The sequence below is a fragment of the Ancylobacter mangrovi genome, assembly GCF_024752355.1.
Taxonomy (GTDB): Bacteria; Pseudomonadota; Alphaproteobacteria; order Rhizobiales; family Xanthobacteraceae; genus Ancylobacter; species Ancylobacter mangrovi.
The window spans coordinates 108750-124661 of record NZ_JANTHZ010000002.1; the positions used below are offsets into that span (position 1 = coordinate 108750).

Here is a 15912-nt window from a genome sequence, read left to right on the forward strand (position 1 = left end):
GCGTCACCGCCGAGCCGTCGCTTCCGGTCGTACCGCCTAGAACAGCGCGGCGCCCTTGGCGATCGCGATCCAGACGCCGATGAGGAACGGCACGCCGACGCCAAGCCAGGCCAGCGCGCCGCCGATGCCGAACGAGCCGCGCGCGGCGCCCGCCGCGTCGGCCTTGGAGAGCGTCTCCCGTTGCAGGGCCCGCTCACTCGCCAGTTCCTCGTCCGACATCAGGTGATGGTCCGCGATGGGACGGACGAGGAAGTTGCAGATCAGGCCGACAAACAGCAGCCCGGCCATGATGTAGAGCGTGCGGTTGTAGACCAGCGCCTGCGCGACGCCATGGTCGAGCTGGTACTGACGCATATAGGCGATCAGCGACGGCCCGATCACGCCGGCCGCCGACCAGGCGGTGATCAGGCGGCCATGGATCGCCCCCACCATCTGGGTGCCGAAGATGTCGGCCAGATAGGCCGGCACGGTGGCGAAGCCGCCGCCATACATCGACAGGATCACGCAGATCGACAGCACGAACAGGCCGGGGATCACCAATTGGCCCCAGGTCGGCAGCAGGACGTAGAGCACGATGCCGAGCACGAAGAAGCAGTAATAGGTGTTCTTGCGACCGATCCTGTCGGACAGCGAGGCCCAGAAGATGCGCCCCAGGCTGTTGAACAGGCTGATGAGGCCGACGAGGCCGGCCGCCGCGGCGACGATGGCCGCCTTCTGCGCCCCCGGGTCCATGCCGGCGCCGTCACCCGAGAGCAGATGCGTGCCGAACATGTCCTGCAGCATCGGGCTCGCCATCGAGATGACGCTGATGCCGGCCGTCACGTTCAGGAACAGCACCATCCAGATCAGCCAGAACTGCGGGGTCTTGAGCACGCGGTCGAGATGGACGTGACCGGTGGTGATCATCGCCTTGCCGTCGTCGACGGGCGGCGTCCAGCCGGTGGGCTTCCAGCCCGTGGGCGCGACCCGGAACCCGAAGGCGCCGACCGACATGACGACGAAGTAGACCACGCCGAGGATGATGAGCGCCATGGCGGCGTTCTGCATGCCGTCGGTCGCGAAGCGGGCCATCAGCCAGACCGCGAGCGGGGCGCCGATCATCGCGCCGCCGCCATAGCCCATGATCGCGAGGCCGGTCGCCAGCCCGCGCCGGTCGGGGAACCACTTGATCAGGGTGGAGACCGGCGTGATGTAGCCCAGCCCCTGGCCGACGCCGCAGATGACGGCGATGACGTAGAGCAGCCAGAGCTGGTGGACCATGACGGCGACACCCGCCAGCACCAGCCCGCCGCCCCAGCACAGGGCGGCGATGAAGCCGGCCTTGCGCGGCCCCGCATGCTCCAGCCAGCCGCCCCAGATGGCGGCGGAAATGCCGAGCACGGCGATGAAGATCTCGAAGATCGGCGTGACGCTCGGCACGGTCCAATTGCAGCTCGTGGTGAAGAGCGCCGCGACGAAGCCCTGCTGCGCGCAGGAGGCATCCGGGTTGGCGACCAGCTTGGTCATCGGCAGCCAGAACACCGAGAAGCCGTAGGCCATGCCGATGCACAGATGGATGCACAGCGCCGCGGGCGGCACGAACCAGCGATTGAAATTCGGACCGGCAATGGTGCGGTCGCGGTCGAGCAGTCTGGCGCCGGTGGGCGCTTCGGCGTAGGTCGAAACCATCACATCGCCTCCCGACCGCTGAAGAAGAGCCCGTCGTGGACGGCGCGAGGCGTCCTGCACGCAAGGGTCGTTTGCTGTCTCATGTCCGATATTCCTCCCGGTTGATCTTTCGTTGAACGCGGCAGCAAAGATGTCGCGAGGAAGAACCGGCCCCTTCCCGAAGCGCCGGTGCGGCGCCGTCCTTCGCGCGCGACGGTCCGGGCGGTAATCAAGTGGCGTGCCACTCGAACAAACCGTTCAAAATCAAACAGTTAAATGAGGTGAGCCAAGGCGGGCCGGACAAAATGTCCAGGTCAAGTCGCGCCTTCCCGGACAAAATGTCTGTGCGGAAGGAGGATCAGCCTTGGACGGGCCCGAGGGCACCCGCGCGAGCGGGTCAGGAGGCCTCGGGCAGCCAGACCAGGAAGGTGGTGCCGCGGCCGGGGACGCTGTTCGCGGTCAGCGTGCCGCCCTGGCGCGAGATCAGCGTCTGCGAGATGGACAGGCCGAGCCCGGTGCCGGCGTCGCGCTTGGTGGTGAAGAACGGATCGAAGATCTTGCGCAGCACGTCCTCCGGCATGCCGATCCCGGTATCGCTCACCTCGATGACGACGCCCGAGCGGCCGCGCACATCCTCGTCGCGGCTCGCGAGCGTCAGCACCCCGCCCTCGGGCATGGCGTGGATCGCATTGACGATGAGGTTGACCAGCACCTGCTGCAGCTCGGTCTTGTTCATCGACACGAAGCGGGTCGCGTGGTCGTCCCGGCGCACCTCGATATGGGACTTGCCGAGCAGGTGCTCGACCAGCGGCAGGCAGTCGGAAATCACGTCGCCGGGCGTATGAAGCTCCACATAGCCGGCATATTCCTCCGGCTTGGCGAACTGGAGCAGGCGGGCGACGATCTGGGTGATCCGGTGGATCTGCTCGTCGAGCAGGCGGAACTCGGTCTGCGCCTCCGCCGCCCGCTCGCCCATGATGCTGCGGACGACTTCGAGGTTTCCCTGCATCACGGCGACCGGGTTGTTGATCTCGTGCGCCACGCCGGCCGTGATCTCGCCGATCGCCGCCAGCTTCTCGGCGACGATGAGCTGGCGCGTGGTGGCTTCGAGCTGGCGGTTGGCGCCTTCGAGCTCGCGCGTGCGCTCGGCGACGCGCCGGTTCAGCTCCTCGTTCCAGCTCCGCAGCTCCCGGTCGCGCTGCTGAAGCTGGTCGAGAAGCCCGTCGAGATGGTCGGCGACCCGGCCGATCTCGTCGCCCGTGGCGGTCGGCCCGGTGCGCGCGCCGAGATCGCCGCTCTCGACCCGCGCGATGGTGCCGGTCATGCGCTCCAGCGGCTCGAAGATGCCGCGTGCCCAGCGCAGGAACACCGGCACGCTGATCGCCGCGACGGCGAGGAAGGCGACGATGATGGTGATGAGGGTGTTGTATTTCGCCTGGGTGAAGGGCGCGAGCAGGAAGCCGACATAGAGCATGCCCACCCTCTTGCCGAAGGAATCGACGATCGGCTCATAGGCGGACATGTACCAGTCGTTGACGACGAAGGCGCTGTCGAGCCAGGTGCGCCCCTGGTCGAGCACCGCCGAGCGGACCGCGCCCGACACCCGCGTCCCGAGCGCACGCGTGTCCTGGAACAGACGGACATTGGTGCTGATCCGCACGTCCTCCAGAAACAGCGTCGCGGTGCCCTCGCTGCCCTCCGGCAGGCTGGCCTTGCGATAGACGAGGTCGTTGATCGCGTCGATGAAGGCGAGGTTGCGGTTGAGCAGGATGCCGCCGACCAGCGCGCCGTGGCCGCCGGAGGCGAGCGTGACCGGGCAGGCGGCGTGGACGACCATGCCGGGCGTCTCGACGGTGCGGGTGGTCGGCACGGCGGCGGGGGTGGGAATGAGCTCGAGCTCGGCCTTGCGGGCGAGCGCGGGCGAGATGGCGCTCAATTGGCGCCCGGAGAAGACGTCGATCGCCGTCGCCGGTGCGCCGGACAAGGCCGCGCGCACCACCGGCCAGTGCGTCGCCGCGGGAACGCCCGACAGCGCGGGCGCCGCGGCAACGACGTGCCCGTCGGCGTCGACGATCATCAGGAAGTCCAGCTTGAGCGCGACGCGGTTCTTCTCCAGCAGCGCCGAGAGGTCGGCACCCTCTCCCGCGTCGATGGCGTCGCGGAAGCGCGCCGAGGCGCGCAATGCCTGAAGATGCTCGCCCGTATTGTCGACCAGCCGCGAGAAGTACTGGTGCGCGATCGTCAGGTCGCTGTTGACCTTGGTGGCCAGCAGCGAATTGAACTTGTCGTTCCAGCGGATGATGGTGATGCCGAGGAACAGCGGCAGGATCACCAGCGTCGGGAACAGCGCGATCGCCAGCAGCCGGAAGCGGATCGAGCGCCCTTGCCGCGGCGCGCCGGCTCCCCTCGCCGCCCTCAGATATTCCAGGACGCGCATTTGCGGTCGATGGTCTTGCGCGAGATGCCGAGGCGCCGGGCCGCTTCCTCGCGGTTGTCGTGCACCTCGCGGAGCACTGACAGGATATGCCGGCGCTCCACCTCGGCGAGGCTGTCGCTCGCCTCGCTGGCATCGACATGCGCGTCTTCCCTGAACTCGTCCGGGAACTGGCCGAGGATCAGCGTCCGTTCGATCAGGTTGCGCAGCTCGCGGATATTGCCCGGCCAGTCGTAGCGCAGCAGGCTGGCGCGCACCGCGTCGTCGATCGGCACCGGGGACATGCCGAGCTGCTGCGAGAGCTTGCGCATGTAGAGCGCGGCGAGGTCCAGCACGTCGTTGCCGCGGTCCTTCAGCGGGGGCAGGTGGATCTGCATCACGTTGATGCGGAAGAACAGGTCGGAGCGGAACAGGCCCTTCCTCACGCTCTCGCGCAGATCGGCATTGGTGGCGAAAACGAAGCGCAGGTCGACCGGGATCTCGCGCTCCGAGCCGACCGGGCGCACGCGAAGATCCTCCAGCACGCGCAGCAGCTTGCTTTGCAGGGACAGCGGCAGCTCGCCGATCTCGTCGAGGAACAGGGTTCCGCCCTGCGCGTGCATGAACAGGCCCTCGCGGGCCCGGTCGGCCCCGGTGAACGCGCCCTTGAGGTGGCCGAACAGCTCGCTCTCGATGATCTCCGGCGGGATGGCGCTACAATTGACCGGCACGAACGGCTTGTCGGCGCGGTCCGAGAGCAGGTGCAGCGAGCGCGAGGCCACCTCCTTGCCGGTCCCCGACTGGCCGGTGAACAGCACCGGCGTCGGCAGCCGGGCGACGCGCGAGATGGTCTCGCGCACCTGCCGGATCGCGTCCGAGTCGCCGACCAGCTTGTCGCGCAGGAGGATGTGGTTGGAGGAGGAGCGGAGCTCGTGGCGCAGCACGAGGTTCTCGCGCTGCAGCCGCACCCGGTCGAGGCAGCGCGCCACCGCGTTGAGAAGCTGGTTGGAGCGGAAGGGCTTCAGCAGGAAATCGACCGCCCCGGCTCGCAGGGCCTGGATCGCGGTCTCGAGGTCGGCATAGGCCGTCATCAGGATGGCGTCGGCGAAGAAGCCGAGCGCGAGCTGCTCGGTCAGCCAGTCGACCCCGTTCTTGCCGGGCATGATGTTGTCGAGGATGACGATGTCGAAATGCTGCTCGTCGAGCAGCCGCGAGGCCTCGTCGGCATTCGCCGCCTCCTCCAGCCGCTTGCAGCGCGGGCCGAGCGTGCGCGACAGGAAGTTGCGCATGCCCGGTTCGTCGTCGACCACGAGGATCGAGGCCTGCGCCAGCCACGGTCCGAATTCCGGATCGGCCACGCGCGCTCTTCTGGCAACCTCCGTGCGCATCTCGATCCTCCCGGTACGCTCGCTCGAAGCGTACCGCGCTCATGGACAACCCGGGAGCCTGACCCATGATTAACCCACGGCCGGGCCTTCCGCCACCACCCCTTACCGCGGAGGAAGCGGGACCCGCAGGATCATGGCGCGGGCCGCGGGCGCGGCGGCCCGGATGCGGATCGCTGCTCTACTGGTCGACCACGCCGCCGTCGAGGTGCCGGCGCATCGACACCTTGCGGCTGATCGGCGGGCGCAGGACCTCGGCGTCGTCGCGCAGGCGCACGCCCAGCCCCGGCGCCTCGGAGCGCAGCAGGAAGCCCTTCTCCACCGTAAGGTCGCCGTCGACCACGTTGCGGCCCAGCAGTTGCGGCGTGCTCTCCAGCACGTAGCCGTCATAGCCGGTGGGGTATTCCTGGATCGCGACGCAGGAGCGCGAGAAGCCGAGCGCGGCGCAGGCGGCGACGCCGATCGGCGAGATCGGGTTGTGCGGGGCGACCTGCACGTCGTTCGCCTCGGCGATGGCGGCGATCTTGAGCGCCGCGGTCAGTCCGCCGCAGATGCCGACCGAGACGCGGGCGAAGGAGAGCGCGCGGCGCTCGATCGCCATCTTGAACTGGTAGATGCTGTGGTAGCGCTCGCCGGTGGCTATCGGCACCGGCGACTTGCTGGCGACTTCCGCCATGGCGTCGATGTTTTCCGGGCGGATCGGGTCTTCAAGCCAGCCGGGATGATACTCCGCCGCCGCCTGCGCGAAGCTGATCGCCTCCGCGGGGGTCAGGCGGCGATGCAGTTCCAGCAGCAGGTCGACATCCGGCCCGACCGCCTCGCGCACCCGCGCCACGGTGTTGATGCCCATGCGCACGAGGCCGGCATGGCCGAGGAAGTAGGGCTGATCCTCGGGCTCGTCGAGGAACGGGTTGAAATGGCCGATCGCGGTGTAGCCCTCGCGCGCCTTGTCGGTGGCGAAGCTCACCACCTCGTCGACGGTCTTGGAATAGACGTGGGCATAGAGGCGAAGCTTGTCGCGCACCGAGCCGCCGAACAGCTCGTAGAGCGGCACGCCGTAGGACTGGGCCTTGATGTCCCAGAGCGCGATGTCCACCGCCGAGATGGCGCCGCCCACCGCCGTGCCGTTGAAATGCGCGAAGCGGTGCATGATCTGCCAGTGGCGCTCGATGCGTCGCGGGTCCTCGCCGACCAGATAGTCGCAATACTTGGCGAGCGCCGCCTCGGAGGCTTCCAGATGTCCCCAGGCCCCGCTCTCGCCGAAGCCGACGATGTCGTTGTCGGTCGTTATCTCGACAAAGAGAAACTGGCCGACCCGACGGGGGCGCGCGCGCTTAATCTTCATTGTGGGAACTCCAGCTTCAGTGCAGACCGAACGCGTACGGCAGTGCCGTCACGAGCCCGGGAACGAGGATCAGCAGGCACAGCACGGCGATGGCGATGACGACATAGGGGACGCTGACCCGGAACAGCGTGCCGAGCGGGACGTCGGCCACCTTCTTCAGCGCGTAGAGCACCATGCCGACCGGCGGCGTCAGCAGGCCGACGGTGAGGGCGAGCGCCATGACCACCCCGAAATGGACCATGTCGAGCCCGATCTGCGAGGCGATCGGCATGAGGATCGGGGTGAGGATGATGATGGCCGGCGTCTGCGCCATGAAGCAGCCGACCAGCAGCCAGACGATCAGCAGCAGGAACATGACGATCGTCGGGTTGGAGGAGATGCCCACAACGAGGCCCACCAGCGCCTGCGGCAGGCCGAGGCGCAGCATGATGACGCCGAAGGCCGAGGTCATGGCGATGATGAACATCAGCGTCGCGGTATCGAGCGCCGTGCCCTTGAGCTGCTCGAGGAGATCGCGCCAGGTGAGCTCGCGATAGACCAGCGTGGTGAGCAGGAGGGCGTAGAGCACCGCCACCGCGGCGGCCTCGGTCGGCGTGAACACGCCGCCATAGATGCCGGTGAGGATGATCCCCGGGGTGAGCATCGGCAGCAGGGCGTGGACCGCCTTGCGACCCACCTCGGAGGCGGACGGCCAGCTTCCCTCGGGCATCTTCTGCACATGGGCCTGGTAGGCGACCCACGACATGAAGGCGAGCGCCAGCAGGATGCCCGGCACGATGGCGGCGAGGAACAGCGTCGCCACCGACTGCTCGGCCTGCACCGCATAGGCGATCAGCACGATCGAGGGTGGGATGACCGGCCCGAGCAGCGAGGAGGCGGCGGTGACGCCGGCGCTGAAGGCGTCGGGGTAGTTCTTCGCCCGCATCGCCTTCATCTCGACCGCGCCGAGGCCGACCACGTCGGCGGTCGCCGATCCCGACATGCCGGCGAAGACGAAGCTCGCCAGCACGTTGGCGTGCCCGAGCCCGCCGCGCAGCGGCTGCACCAGCGCGGCAACGAAGTCGAACAGGCGGACGGTGACGCCGCCGGTGTTCATGAGCCGCCCCGCCAGGATGAAGAACGGGATCGCCAGCAGCAGGAAGTTGTCGATCCGGTCGATGGAGAAGCGGCTGATCATCATCGGCACGCGCGCGCCCAGCGGATCGCCGAACAGGGCCAGCCCGCCGACGATCGAGGCGAGGCCGGCGGCGACGGCGATCATCAGGCCGGACATGATCAGGCCGATGAGCGCCAGCGTCAGGATAACGGGCAGCATCAGACGTCCATTTCCTGCTCGTGCGAGACGTAGGTCTCCGGAGCGCCGAGAGTGAGGAGGATGACGACGGCAAAGGAGGCGAGCGAGGCCGCTTGAAGGGCATAGACCACCGCGATCGAGACGCTCGGTATGGCGATCAGCGTCATGTGGCGGGTCGCCTCGGCCTGCAGCCCCGCGCCGAGGGCGAGATAGGCGATCACCACGGCGCAGATGAGCTTCATCAGGATCACGTAGGGAACGAAGATCACCTTCGGCAGCAGCCCGACGAAGAAGTCGACGACGATGTGCTCGCCCCGCAGATAGGCCGGCGGCAGGCCCGCATAGACCGCGCAGACCAGCGCCAGCCGCGAGACCTCCTCGGTCCAGGCCAGCGGGAAGGCAAGCACGTAGCGGAAGGCGACCTGGCAGAGCACCGTCACGATGGTGACGACGATGAGGCCCACCGACACGGCCAACCAGGCCGTGCCGATGCCGTTTGCGAGGCGGCGCATGATGATCAGTTCGCGCTCGAGATCTGATCGACCTGATCGATCAGGCCCGGCTTGCAGTTCTTGTCCGCATACGCCTTGAGCACCGGGCGCGCCTTGGCGCGGAAGGCGGCGACGTCGGGCTCGACGATCTCGGTCTTCCCGCTCTTCTTGATCTCGGCGATGATGCGCGCATCGTCCTTCGCCACCGCGTCGTAGAGCCAGTCGAGCGCCTGCGAGAGGGTCTCGTCGAACGCCTTCCGGTCGTCGCCGAGGCCGTCATAGAAGGCGCTGTTCACCAGCACCAGATTGTACGTCCACACGTGGTAGGTGAGGCTGATGAAGGGCTGCACCTCGTGGAAGCGCAGGCTGTAGATGGTCGAGAGCGGGTTCTCCTCGCCGTCGAACACGCCCTGGCGCAGCGCCCCGTAGAGCTCGGAGAGCGGCAGCGGCGCGGGCTGGGCGCCATAGGCGGCGAACACCTGCGCGCGCAGGTCGTTGGTGACGCGGAACTTGAGGCCCGTCATGTCCTGCGGCTCGATGATCTTCTTGTTCGCGGTGACCACGCGCCCGCCGCGGCGGCCGACGGCGGCGATCTCGATGCCGTACTGCTTCTGCATGGCGGCGGAAGCTTCCTTGCCGATCTCGCCGCGCCAGACCTTGAAGCCCTGGTTCTCGTTCTCGTAGATGTATTCCGCCTCGAGGCACTGATATTGCGGGGCCACGTACTGCATCACCACCGGCGAGGAGAGGTCGACGTCGATCTCGCCCGAGGAGAGCTGCTGGAGCAGCTCGCGGTCACCGCCCAGCGTGCCGCCGGGAATGATGTTGATGGTTAGCCGGCCATCGGTCTTCTTGGCGAGCAGCTCACCCCATTTTTCCATCGCCTGCGTGCTCACGTCGCGCGCACCGTAGACAGTGGCGACGGTGACCGTGCGGGCCTCGGCAGCGGGGATCGCGGTGGTGAAGGCGAGCGCGGCCGCCGTCGCCGCGAGCGCGTGGGCCGCGAGCGCGTGTCTCCAGAACATTGCTGTTTCCTCCAAAAAACATCTGATGATTTTCTTTTTGTCAGTTCCGGCGCGGTGCGCCGGTCGTTCAGGCGGTCTCGTCCCTGTCGAGCGCCTGCAGATCGAAATGCTCTTCCATCCGTGCTCGCGCCTCCTGCGGATCGCGCCGCTCCAACGCGTGCAGGATCGCCCAGTGCTGGGCGCTGCGGTCGGCCGCCGGGCGGGGCATGAAGCCCTGCTGTTCCCAGGCGGCGCGGAAGTAGCGGTGGGCCTCCGCCTGCACCGCCTCGAGATAAGGGTTGCCGCCCGCGCGGCCGATCATCGCCTCGAAGGTGAGGTCGATGGCGTGGGCGAGCTTGGTGCGCAGCGGCTCGCTCTCGGCCCGCTCCAGATAGGCGCTGATCTCGGCGAGGTCCTCGGGACGGGCGGCGGTGGCGGCGAGCTCGACCGCCGCGCAGTCGATGAGGCGGCGCACGGCGGTCGCCTGCTTGAGCAGGCGCAGCCCCTCGCTCGACCCGACAAGCGAAGGGTCGAGCAGCACGATGCGCTGCGATTCCCGCACATAGGTGCCCGAGCCCTGCCGCACCTCGACGATGCCGAGCCCGGCGAGCAGCTTCACGCCCTCGCGCACCGCGCCGCGCCCGACGCCGAGCGCGGCGGCGAGCTCGCGCTCGGTCGGCAGCCGGTCGCCGGCCTTCATGCGCCGCGTGGCGATGAGGTGCTGGATCTGCCGCGCCACCTCCCCCGATACCTGGCGGCGGGAGATGGGCTGGAAGCCTTCGAGCTGATTGATTGGAAGATCGGTCATAAGCTCATCCGATGGTCGGACCAATTATAAGCGCCAGCGGGCGCACCCTGTCAACCGGCTGGAGCGGAGGCCATGTGGAGAGGCGGCGGCGGGGCTGAGGGCGAGGCGGTGGCCGGGGGACGCCAGCGCTTGGGTGGCGGGTTGCCCGGAAGCGGGCTCCGCCGTCGCACAAACAGGCGGGAGGTAGAGAAGCCCATGCCCACTCGGGCAGAGGCGGGCGGCCCTTCGCCGGATAAATCTCGGCGACGCGGCAAGGGGTTTGCTGTTGGGTCCGCCGAAATAGGCACGGCGGCAGACGACGATGAACGGCGTGCCGGCCGGCATCGCAGGCGCCGCCGCCTCTCGGCATGAGGGGGCGCGAGATAGCCGTCCTCTCAGACCAGTTGGCCGGCCGGTTCCTGCGCGAGGCCGACAGAACGACGGCGCCGCGCTCGCCCCGAAGGTCGTCCGTGCGGACGAGCACCCGCGTGCGGACCGCCATGCCGGCAGCGCGGGCGCGGGCGGCGCGCCGCCATTCCGCGCCTGCGCCAACGGCGCCCTTAGGTCTCGGACAGGGCGCGCTTTGCCTGCGCCAGCCGGGCGAGATAGCGGTCGCGCCACGCCTTGCGCTCGTCGAGCCCTTCCATCGGCGTCGCGGCGCGGCGCTGGCGCTCGACCTCGGACACGAGCCCGGCATGCCATTTGCGCGGATCCGCCTGCTCGCGGGCGAGGTCGTGATACATCGGCCCCAGCTTCTCGCAATAATCGTAGATGCCGCCCTGCGCGTTCAGGTCGATGGTCTCGAACGGGCCCATGAAGAACCAGCGCATGCCGAGCCCTTCAGCCATGGCGAGGTCGACCTCGGCGGCCGAGACGATGCCGTCCTCCACCAGCCGGAAGGCTTCGCCGAGGACCGCGCTCTGGATGCGGTTGACGACGAAGCCGGCGATCTCGCGGTTCAGCCGGATCGTCACCTGCCCGGCCTGCGCCATCACCGCCTCGGTGCGGGCGACGACGTCCGGGTCGGTCCAGGGCGCCGGGACGATCTCGACCAGCGGCACGAGGTGCGGCGGGTTGATCGGGTGGGCGACGAGGCAGCGCTGGCGCCCCTCCATGCCCTCGGAGAAGGAGGAGGCGGGCAGCCCCGAGGTCGAGCTGGCGAGCACGGTGTCCGGCCCTGCCAGCCGGCCGAGCTCCCGGTAGAGCTCGACCTTCACCGGCAGCCGCTCCGGCCCGCTCTCCTGCACATAGGCCGCGCCGTCCAGCGCCTCGGCCAGCGAGCCGGCGGGCCTGAGGCGCGCCATGACCTCGGCGGGCTCGTGGCCGTTCAGCAGGCCGAGCTCGGCCAGCGGGGGCAGCGCGCCGCGCACGAAGTCCAGCGCCGTATCGAGCGAGGCCGGCGTCGGGTCGTACATGGCGACGTCGAACCCGGCGCGGGCGAAGACGATCGCCCATGACCGCCCCACCAGGCCGCATCCAACCAGCGCAATCTTGGTCGTCATTCCGTTTCCTCTCCTAGGCGGGCGACGCGACCGGGCCCGCGCAGGGTCGGGAGGCGCTGCCGGCATTGTTGCGGGACCGGGCGGCGAGCGCGGTCACGAGGCGCACCAGGCAGCCGGCATCGCCATGGGCGCCGGGCTTGGTGACGAGGGTCATGCCGTCGAGCGGGGTGCCGCGGACGGCGCAGAGCGCGATACCCGGCTCCAGCAGCGTCTGCGGCTCGATCCTGTCGACGCCGAGGCGGTGCAGCAGGGCGATGGTGGTGTCGCCCCCGGTGGCGATGATCCCGCGGACCGGTCGGCTGGCGATGATGTCGGCGGCGGCGGCGGCGAGCAGGCCGGCGACGGCGGCGGCATCGGCGGGATCGCCTCCCTCCACAGGTGCGGCGCTGGCGACGACTATGGCCGGGCGCCCCTGCGCGGCCTCGAGCGCGTCGCGCACCAGCCCTTCATGGTCGCCCGCTCGCAGCGCTGCCTCGCCGAGCCACGCCACGCGGCCGAGGCCGGCCTCTTCGAGCGTGGCAAGTTGGGCGTGCGAGGTGGCGCTCGCCGAGCCCGCCACCACCAGCACCTGTCCCTCATCCGCGCGCTGCGCGGCGAGGACCTCGGCCACCGCGGCGGCGAAGTCGGAAGTGCCGGCGAAAATGGTGATGCCCGCACGGAGGCCGGCACACGCCAGGACGTGCAGATGCTCGGCGCGCTCGGCGTCGCACACGATCACGCGCCCCTGCGCATCCTCGAGCGTGCGCAGCAGAGCGTTGGGATCGGCGAGTTCGTCGAGCGCGACGGTGGCGATCTGCGCGTCCATCGCCGCGTGCAGCAGGGTGGGGATATGCGCCGATTCCGGCCGGGCGCGGATGAAGGCCCCTGCGTCGACGCCGCCCGAATCCGCGTCCGCGAGCCGCGTCTGCACGCCGTCGCGCGTGATCCGGCCGTTGCTCGGCGTCGCCGGCACCACCATGATCGAGCGGCCCGGCATCGCGTCGAGCATCGCCTGCAGTTCGAGCCCGACCTGGCCGCGCAGCAGGGAATCGATCTTCTTGTAGAACAGCGTGCAGCCCGCCGCGACGAGATGGCGGGTCGCCGACGCCACCACGCGGCGCGCCTCGGGTGCGGGCATGTGGCGGCTCTCCGTCATCAGCGCGAGCAGATCGGCCGGGGCGCCCTGGCCGGCACTGTGATCCGGGGTACGCGCGGTCGCGTCAGCGGTCTCGAGGACGCAGCGGAATCCGCGCTGGGCGAACGCGCCGGATACCGCGGCCGCGCCGGTCAGGTCGTCGCCGACGATGCCGATCCGTTTCCACATCATCGCCGCCCCCCTCGCGACGCACCCCGCGCAGACGAAGCCCGCCGGCCGGCAGGGGCGATGCATAGCCGGCAAGGCAGCCGGGCCGCTCGCGCTTTCATGATTTCCTCCCGCCGTTTCCCTTCGAGTATAACCCGAGCACCGAACGGTATACCGGTTTGTATCCTTGCATGTCGCGCGTTCTTGGTGTCAACTCGCCTGCATGGGATGGTTAGCGCATTTTGTGCGGTTTTGAAAAATCCTGTGAGAAAATGTTTACATTCGGGAGGGCCATGCTAGAAACGACGCTGCGGGATGGTGCCGGCGCCGCCAGCAATGCAGGTGTCGCGGGGACGCCCGGACGCGCTTCTTGGCCCGAGGGCCGAAGCAACTCGTCGACGTCGCATCACCGTGGACACGCCAAAACCCAAATCCACAAGATGTCGTGCATGCCGCAACTGGATGTAACCAAATAAGAAAATCCTGAAAAACGTGCCGAATGGCACGAATTGGGGAGCGAGATGACTCTGGATGGCCCGATCGACTGCGATATTCATCCCATCGTACCTTCGTCGGAGGCTTTGCTGCCGTACCTGCCCGGCCACTGGGCCGAGGTCGTAGTCCAGCGCGGCATCACCGATCTCGACAGCGCGAGCTACCCCCAGTCGACGCCGCTGGCCAGCCGCCCGGACTGGCGCTCGGACCATGCGCGGCCGGGCGCCGACCTGACGCTGCTGCAGGCCCACGCGCTCGACCGCTGGGGCCTGAGCGCGGCGATCTGCAACTGCGTCTACGGCGTGTGGCCGGTATTCAGCGCCGATATGGCGGCCGCCTTCTCGCACGGGCTCAACGCCTGGATCGCCGCCGAATGGCTCGACCGCGACCCGCGGCTGCGCAGCTCCATCATCGTGCCGCTGCAGTCGCCCCAGCTCGCCGCCGAGGAGATCGACCGCTGGGCCGGCGACAAGCGTTTCGTGCAGGTGCTGCTGCCGGTGTTCGCCGACATGCCGCTCGGCAATCGCTACTACTGGCCGATCTTCGAGGCCGCCGCGCGCCACGGGCTGCCGGTCGGCATCCATGCGGGGAGCACCTACCGCAACCCCGTCACGCCGTCGGGCTGGCCGTCCTACTACGTCGAGGACTACGTGGCGCAGTCGCAGGGCTTCCACTCGCAGCTCGCCAGCCTGATCTGCGAAGGCACCTTCGTGAAGTTCCCCGAGCTGAAGGTGGTCTTCATCGAATCGGGCTTCACCTGGATGCCCTCGGCGCTGTGGCGCCTGAACAAGTACTGGCAGGGCCTGCGCATGGAGGTGCCCTGGGTCGACCGCTCGCCCTCCGAGATCGCCCGCGAGCATATCCGGCTCACGCTCCAGCCCGTCGACGCGCCGCCCGATCCCGAGCTTCTCAACCGCTTCATGACGCACATGGAATCGGAGGACATGCTCCTCTTTTCCAGCGACTACCCGCACTGGCAGTTCGACCGGGACGAGGTGGTGCCGCCGGGGCTGAGCCCCTCGCTGCTGCGCAAGATCCAGTACGACAATCCGCGTGCAACCTACTCACGATTGACGGAGCGTGCACAATGAACGTTGTCGGCAAGATTGACGCCACCAAGGGCAAGGGCGTCGGAAACCGTCTGGCGGTTGCCGATTGCGATATCCATCCCACGGTGAACGGCTATCGCGATCTCTACCCCTATCTCGAGAAGCGCTGGCAGACCCATCTCCAGACCTACGGCGCCAAGGTGCGCCACGGCTACCAGCGCGGCGCCGCCTACCCGAAGGGCCAGCCCGACGCCAAGCGCCGCGACGCGTGGCCGGAAGGCGGCGGGCTCGCGGGAAGCGACCTGCGCCTGCTGCAGACCCAGCATCTCGACGCCAACAATGTCGAGCTGGGCGTGCTCAACCCGCTCACCTTCTGCGGCTACGGCCTGCTCAACTCCGACCTCAGCGCCGCGCTCGCGACCGCCGCGAACGAGTGGCAGAAGAACGACTTCACCCGGCGCGACCCGCGGCTGAAGGCGTCGATCGTGGTCCCCTACGAGGACGGGCCGGCCGCGGCGCGGGAGATCGAGCGCTGCGCGGCCGAGGACGACTTCGTGCAGGTGCTGCTGCTGAGCCGCACCGCCGAGCCGCTCGGCAAGCGCAACTACTGGCCGATCTTCGAGGCCGCCGCCGCCGCCAACCTGCCCGTCGGCGTGCACGCCTTCGGCTATGGGGGCGCGCCGGTCACCGGCTCGGGCTGGCCCTCCTACTACATCGAGGAGATGTTCGGCCATTCGCCCTCGTGCCAGGCGCTGCTCGCCAGCATGATCTTCGAGGGCGTGTTCGAGCGCTACCCGAACTTCAAGCTGGTGCTGATCGAGGCCGGCTGCGCGTGGCTGCCCGCCTTCACCTGGCGCCTCGACAAGCACTGGGAGCGGCTGCGCAGCGAGGTGCCCCACGTCAAGCGCCCGCCGTCCGAATACATCCGCCAGCAGGTGTGGATCACCACACAGCCGATCGAGGAGCCCGAGCCGCGCAGCCATCTGGTCGACGTCATCGACTGGATCGGCTGGGACCGGCTGCTGTTCGCCTCCGACTATCCGCACTGGGATTTCGACGATCCGGCGGTGGCCTTCCCGATCGATATCCCGCTCGACCTGCGCCAGCAGTTCCTGCTGACCAACGCCAAGGCGCTCTACGGGGTGCAGTGATCCCGCTCTACGGGGGTGCAGTGACCCCTGGCGCCGAACCGGGGCACGCCGAACGCGGCCCCGCGTG

12 protein-coding genes are annotated in these 15912 nt (G+C 68.7%); 2 read left to right on the top strand and 10 right to left on the bottom strand.

Features of this window, described 5'->3' with window-relative positions:
- Window positions 1-36 precede the first annotated feature (36 nt).
- From NVS89_RS05860 to NVS89_RS05905, 10 genes are all read right to left on the bottom strand, one after another.
- Window positions 37-1668, bottom strand: coding sequence for an OFA family MFS transporter (locus NVS89_RS05860; protein WP_258731641.1), 1632 nt, complete (start codon window positions 1666-1668; stop codon window positions 37-39).
- Between the two features lie 376 nt (window positions 1669-2044).
- The gene (locus NVS89_RS05865; RefSeq protein WP_258731642.1) at window positions 2045-4084 is read right to left on the bottom strand and encodes a sensor histidine kinase; all 2040 of its coding nucleotides are present in this window, start codon (window positions 4082-4084) and stop codon (window positions 2045-2047) included.
- Complete coding sequence (locus NVS89_RS05870) at window positions 4063-5448, bottom strand: sigma-54-dependent transcriptional regulator (protein ID WP_374114530.1); 1386 nt, start codon at window positions 5446-5448, stop codon at window positions 4063-4065. The genes NVS89_RS05865 and NVS89_RS05870 overlap by 22 nt, the downstream gene beginning before the upstream one ends.
- 178 nt (window positions 5449-5626) lie before the next feature.
- On the bottom strand, window positions 5627-6790 hold the full coding sequence (locus NVS89_RS05875) for a mandelate racemase/muconate lactonizing enzyme family protein (protein WP_258731644.1): 1164 nt from the start codon (window positions 6788-6790) through the stop codon (window positions 5627-5629).
- A 16-nt stretch (window positions 6791-6806) separates the two neighbouring features.
- On the bottom strand, window positions 6807-8105 hold the full coding sequence (locus NVS89_RS05880) for a TRAP transporter large permease (protein WP_258731645.1): 1299 nt from the start codon (window positions 8103-8105) through the stop codon (window positions 6807-6809).
- Window positions 8105-8596, bottom strand: a complete 492-nt coding sequence (locus NVS89_RS05885) for a TRAP transporter small permease (protein WP_258731646.1) — start codon at window positions 8594-8596, stop codon at window positions 8105-8107. Before NVS89_RS05885 ends, NVS89_RS05880 begins: the two co-directional genes overlap by 1 nt.
- Window positions 8597-8601: 5 nt before the next feature.
- Entirely contained in the window at window positions 8602-9600 is a 999-nt protein-coding gene (locus NVS89_RS05890; protein ID WP_258731647.1) for a TRAP transporter substrate-binding protein, read from the bottom strand.
- Between the two features lie 67 nt (window positions 9601-9667).
- On the bottom strand, window positions 9668-10387 hold the full coding sequence (locus NVS89_RS05895) for a FadR/GntR family transcriptional regulator (RefSeq protein WP_258731648.1): 720 nt from the start codon (window positions 10385-10387) through the stop codon (window positions 9668-9670).
- A gap of 539 nt (window positions 10388-10926) precedes the next feature.
- Window positions 10927-11868 carry a 3-hydroxyacyl-CoA dehydrogenase gene (locus NVS89_RS05900; protein ID WP_258731649.1) on the bottom strand — a complete coding sequence of 314 codons (942 nt, stop codon included), beginning with the start codon at window positions 11866-11868 and terminating at the stop codon, window positions 10927-10929.
- Between the two features lie 13 nt (window positions 11869-11881).
- Window positions 11882-13174, bottom strand: a complete 1293-nt coding sequence (locus NVS89_RS05905) for a four-carbon acid sugar kinase family protein (RefSeq protein WP_258731650.1) — start codon at window positions 13172-13174, stop codon at window positions 11882-11884.
- 497 nt (window positions 13175-13671) lie between these two features.
- Here NVS89_RS05905 and NVS89_RS05910 point away from each other — a divergent pair, with 497 nt between their 5' ends.
- The gene (locus NVS89_RS05910; RefSeq protein ID WP_258731651.1) at window positions 13672-14736 is read left to right on the top strand and encodes an amidohydrolase family protein; all 1065 of its coding nucleotides are present in this window, start codon (window positions 13672-13674) and stop codon (window positions 14734-14736) included.
- Window positions 14733-15845 carry an amidohydrolase family protein gene (locus NVS89_RS05915; RefSeq protein ID WP_258731652.1) on the top strand — a complete coding sequence of 371 codons (1113 nt, stop codon included), beginning with the start codon at window positions 14733-14735 and terminating at the stop codon, window positions 15843-15845. The genes NVS89_RS05910 and NVS89_RS05915 overlap by 4 nt, the downstream gene beginning before the upstream one ends.
- Window positions 15846-15912 lie beyond the last annotated feature (67 nt).

Coding starts and splice junctions, on each gene's coding strand:
- NVS89_RS05905 (WP_258731650.1), bottom strand. CDS start 13,174: ATGATGTGGAAACGGATCGGCATCGTCGGCGACGACCTGACCGGCGCG.
- NVS89_RS05860 (WP_258731641.1), bottom strand. CDS start 1,668: ATGGTTTCGACCTACGCCGAAGCGCCCACCGGCGCCAGACTGCTCGAC.
- NVS89_RS05890 (WP_258731647.1), bottom strand. CDS start 9,600: ATGTTCTGGAGACACGCGCTCGCGGCCCACGCGCTCGCGGCGACGGCG.
- NVS89_RS05910 (WP_258731651.1), top strand. CDS start 13,672: ATGACTCTGGATGGCCCGATCGACTGCGATATTCATCCCATCGTACCT.
- NVS89_RS05885 (WP_258731646.1), bottom strand. CDS start 8,596: ATGCGCCGCCTCGCAAACGGCATCGGCACGGCCTGGTTGGCCGTGTCG.
- NVS89_RS05895 (WP_258731648.1), bottom strand. CDS start 10,387: ATGACCGATCTTCCAATCAATCAGCTCGAAGGCTTCCAGCCCATCTCC.
- NVS89_RS05865 (WP_258731642.1), bottom strand. CDS start 4,084: ATGCGCGTCCTGGAATATCTGAGGGCGGCGAGGGGAGCCGGCGCGCCG.
- NVS89_RS05915 (WP_258731652.1), top strand. CDS start 14,733: ATGAACGTTGTCGGCAAGATTGACGCCACCAAGGGCAAGGGCGTCGGA.
- NVS89_RS05870 (WP_374114530.1), bottom strand. CDS start 5,448: ATGCGCACGGAGGTTGCCAGAAGAGCGCGCGTGGCCGATCCGGAATTC.
- NVS89_RS05880 (WP_258731645.1), bottom strand. CDS start 8,105: ATGCTGCCCGTTATCCTGACGCTGGCGCTCATCGGCCTGATCATGTCC.
- NVS89_RS05875 (WP_258731644.1), bottom strand. CDS start 6,790: ATGAAGATTAAGCGCGCGCGCCCCCGTCGGGTCGGCCAGTTTCTCTTT.
- NVS89_RS05900 (WP_258731649.1), bottom strand. CDS start 11,868: ATGACGACCAAGATTGCGCTGGTTGGATGCGGCCTGGTGGGGCGGTCA.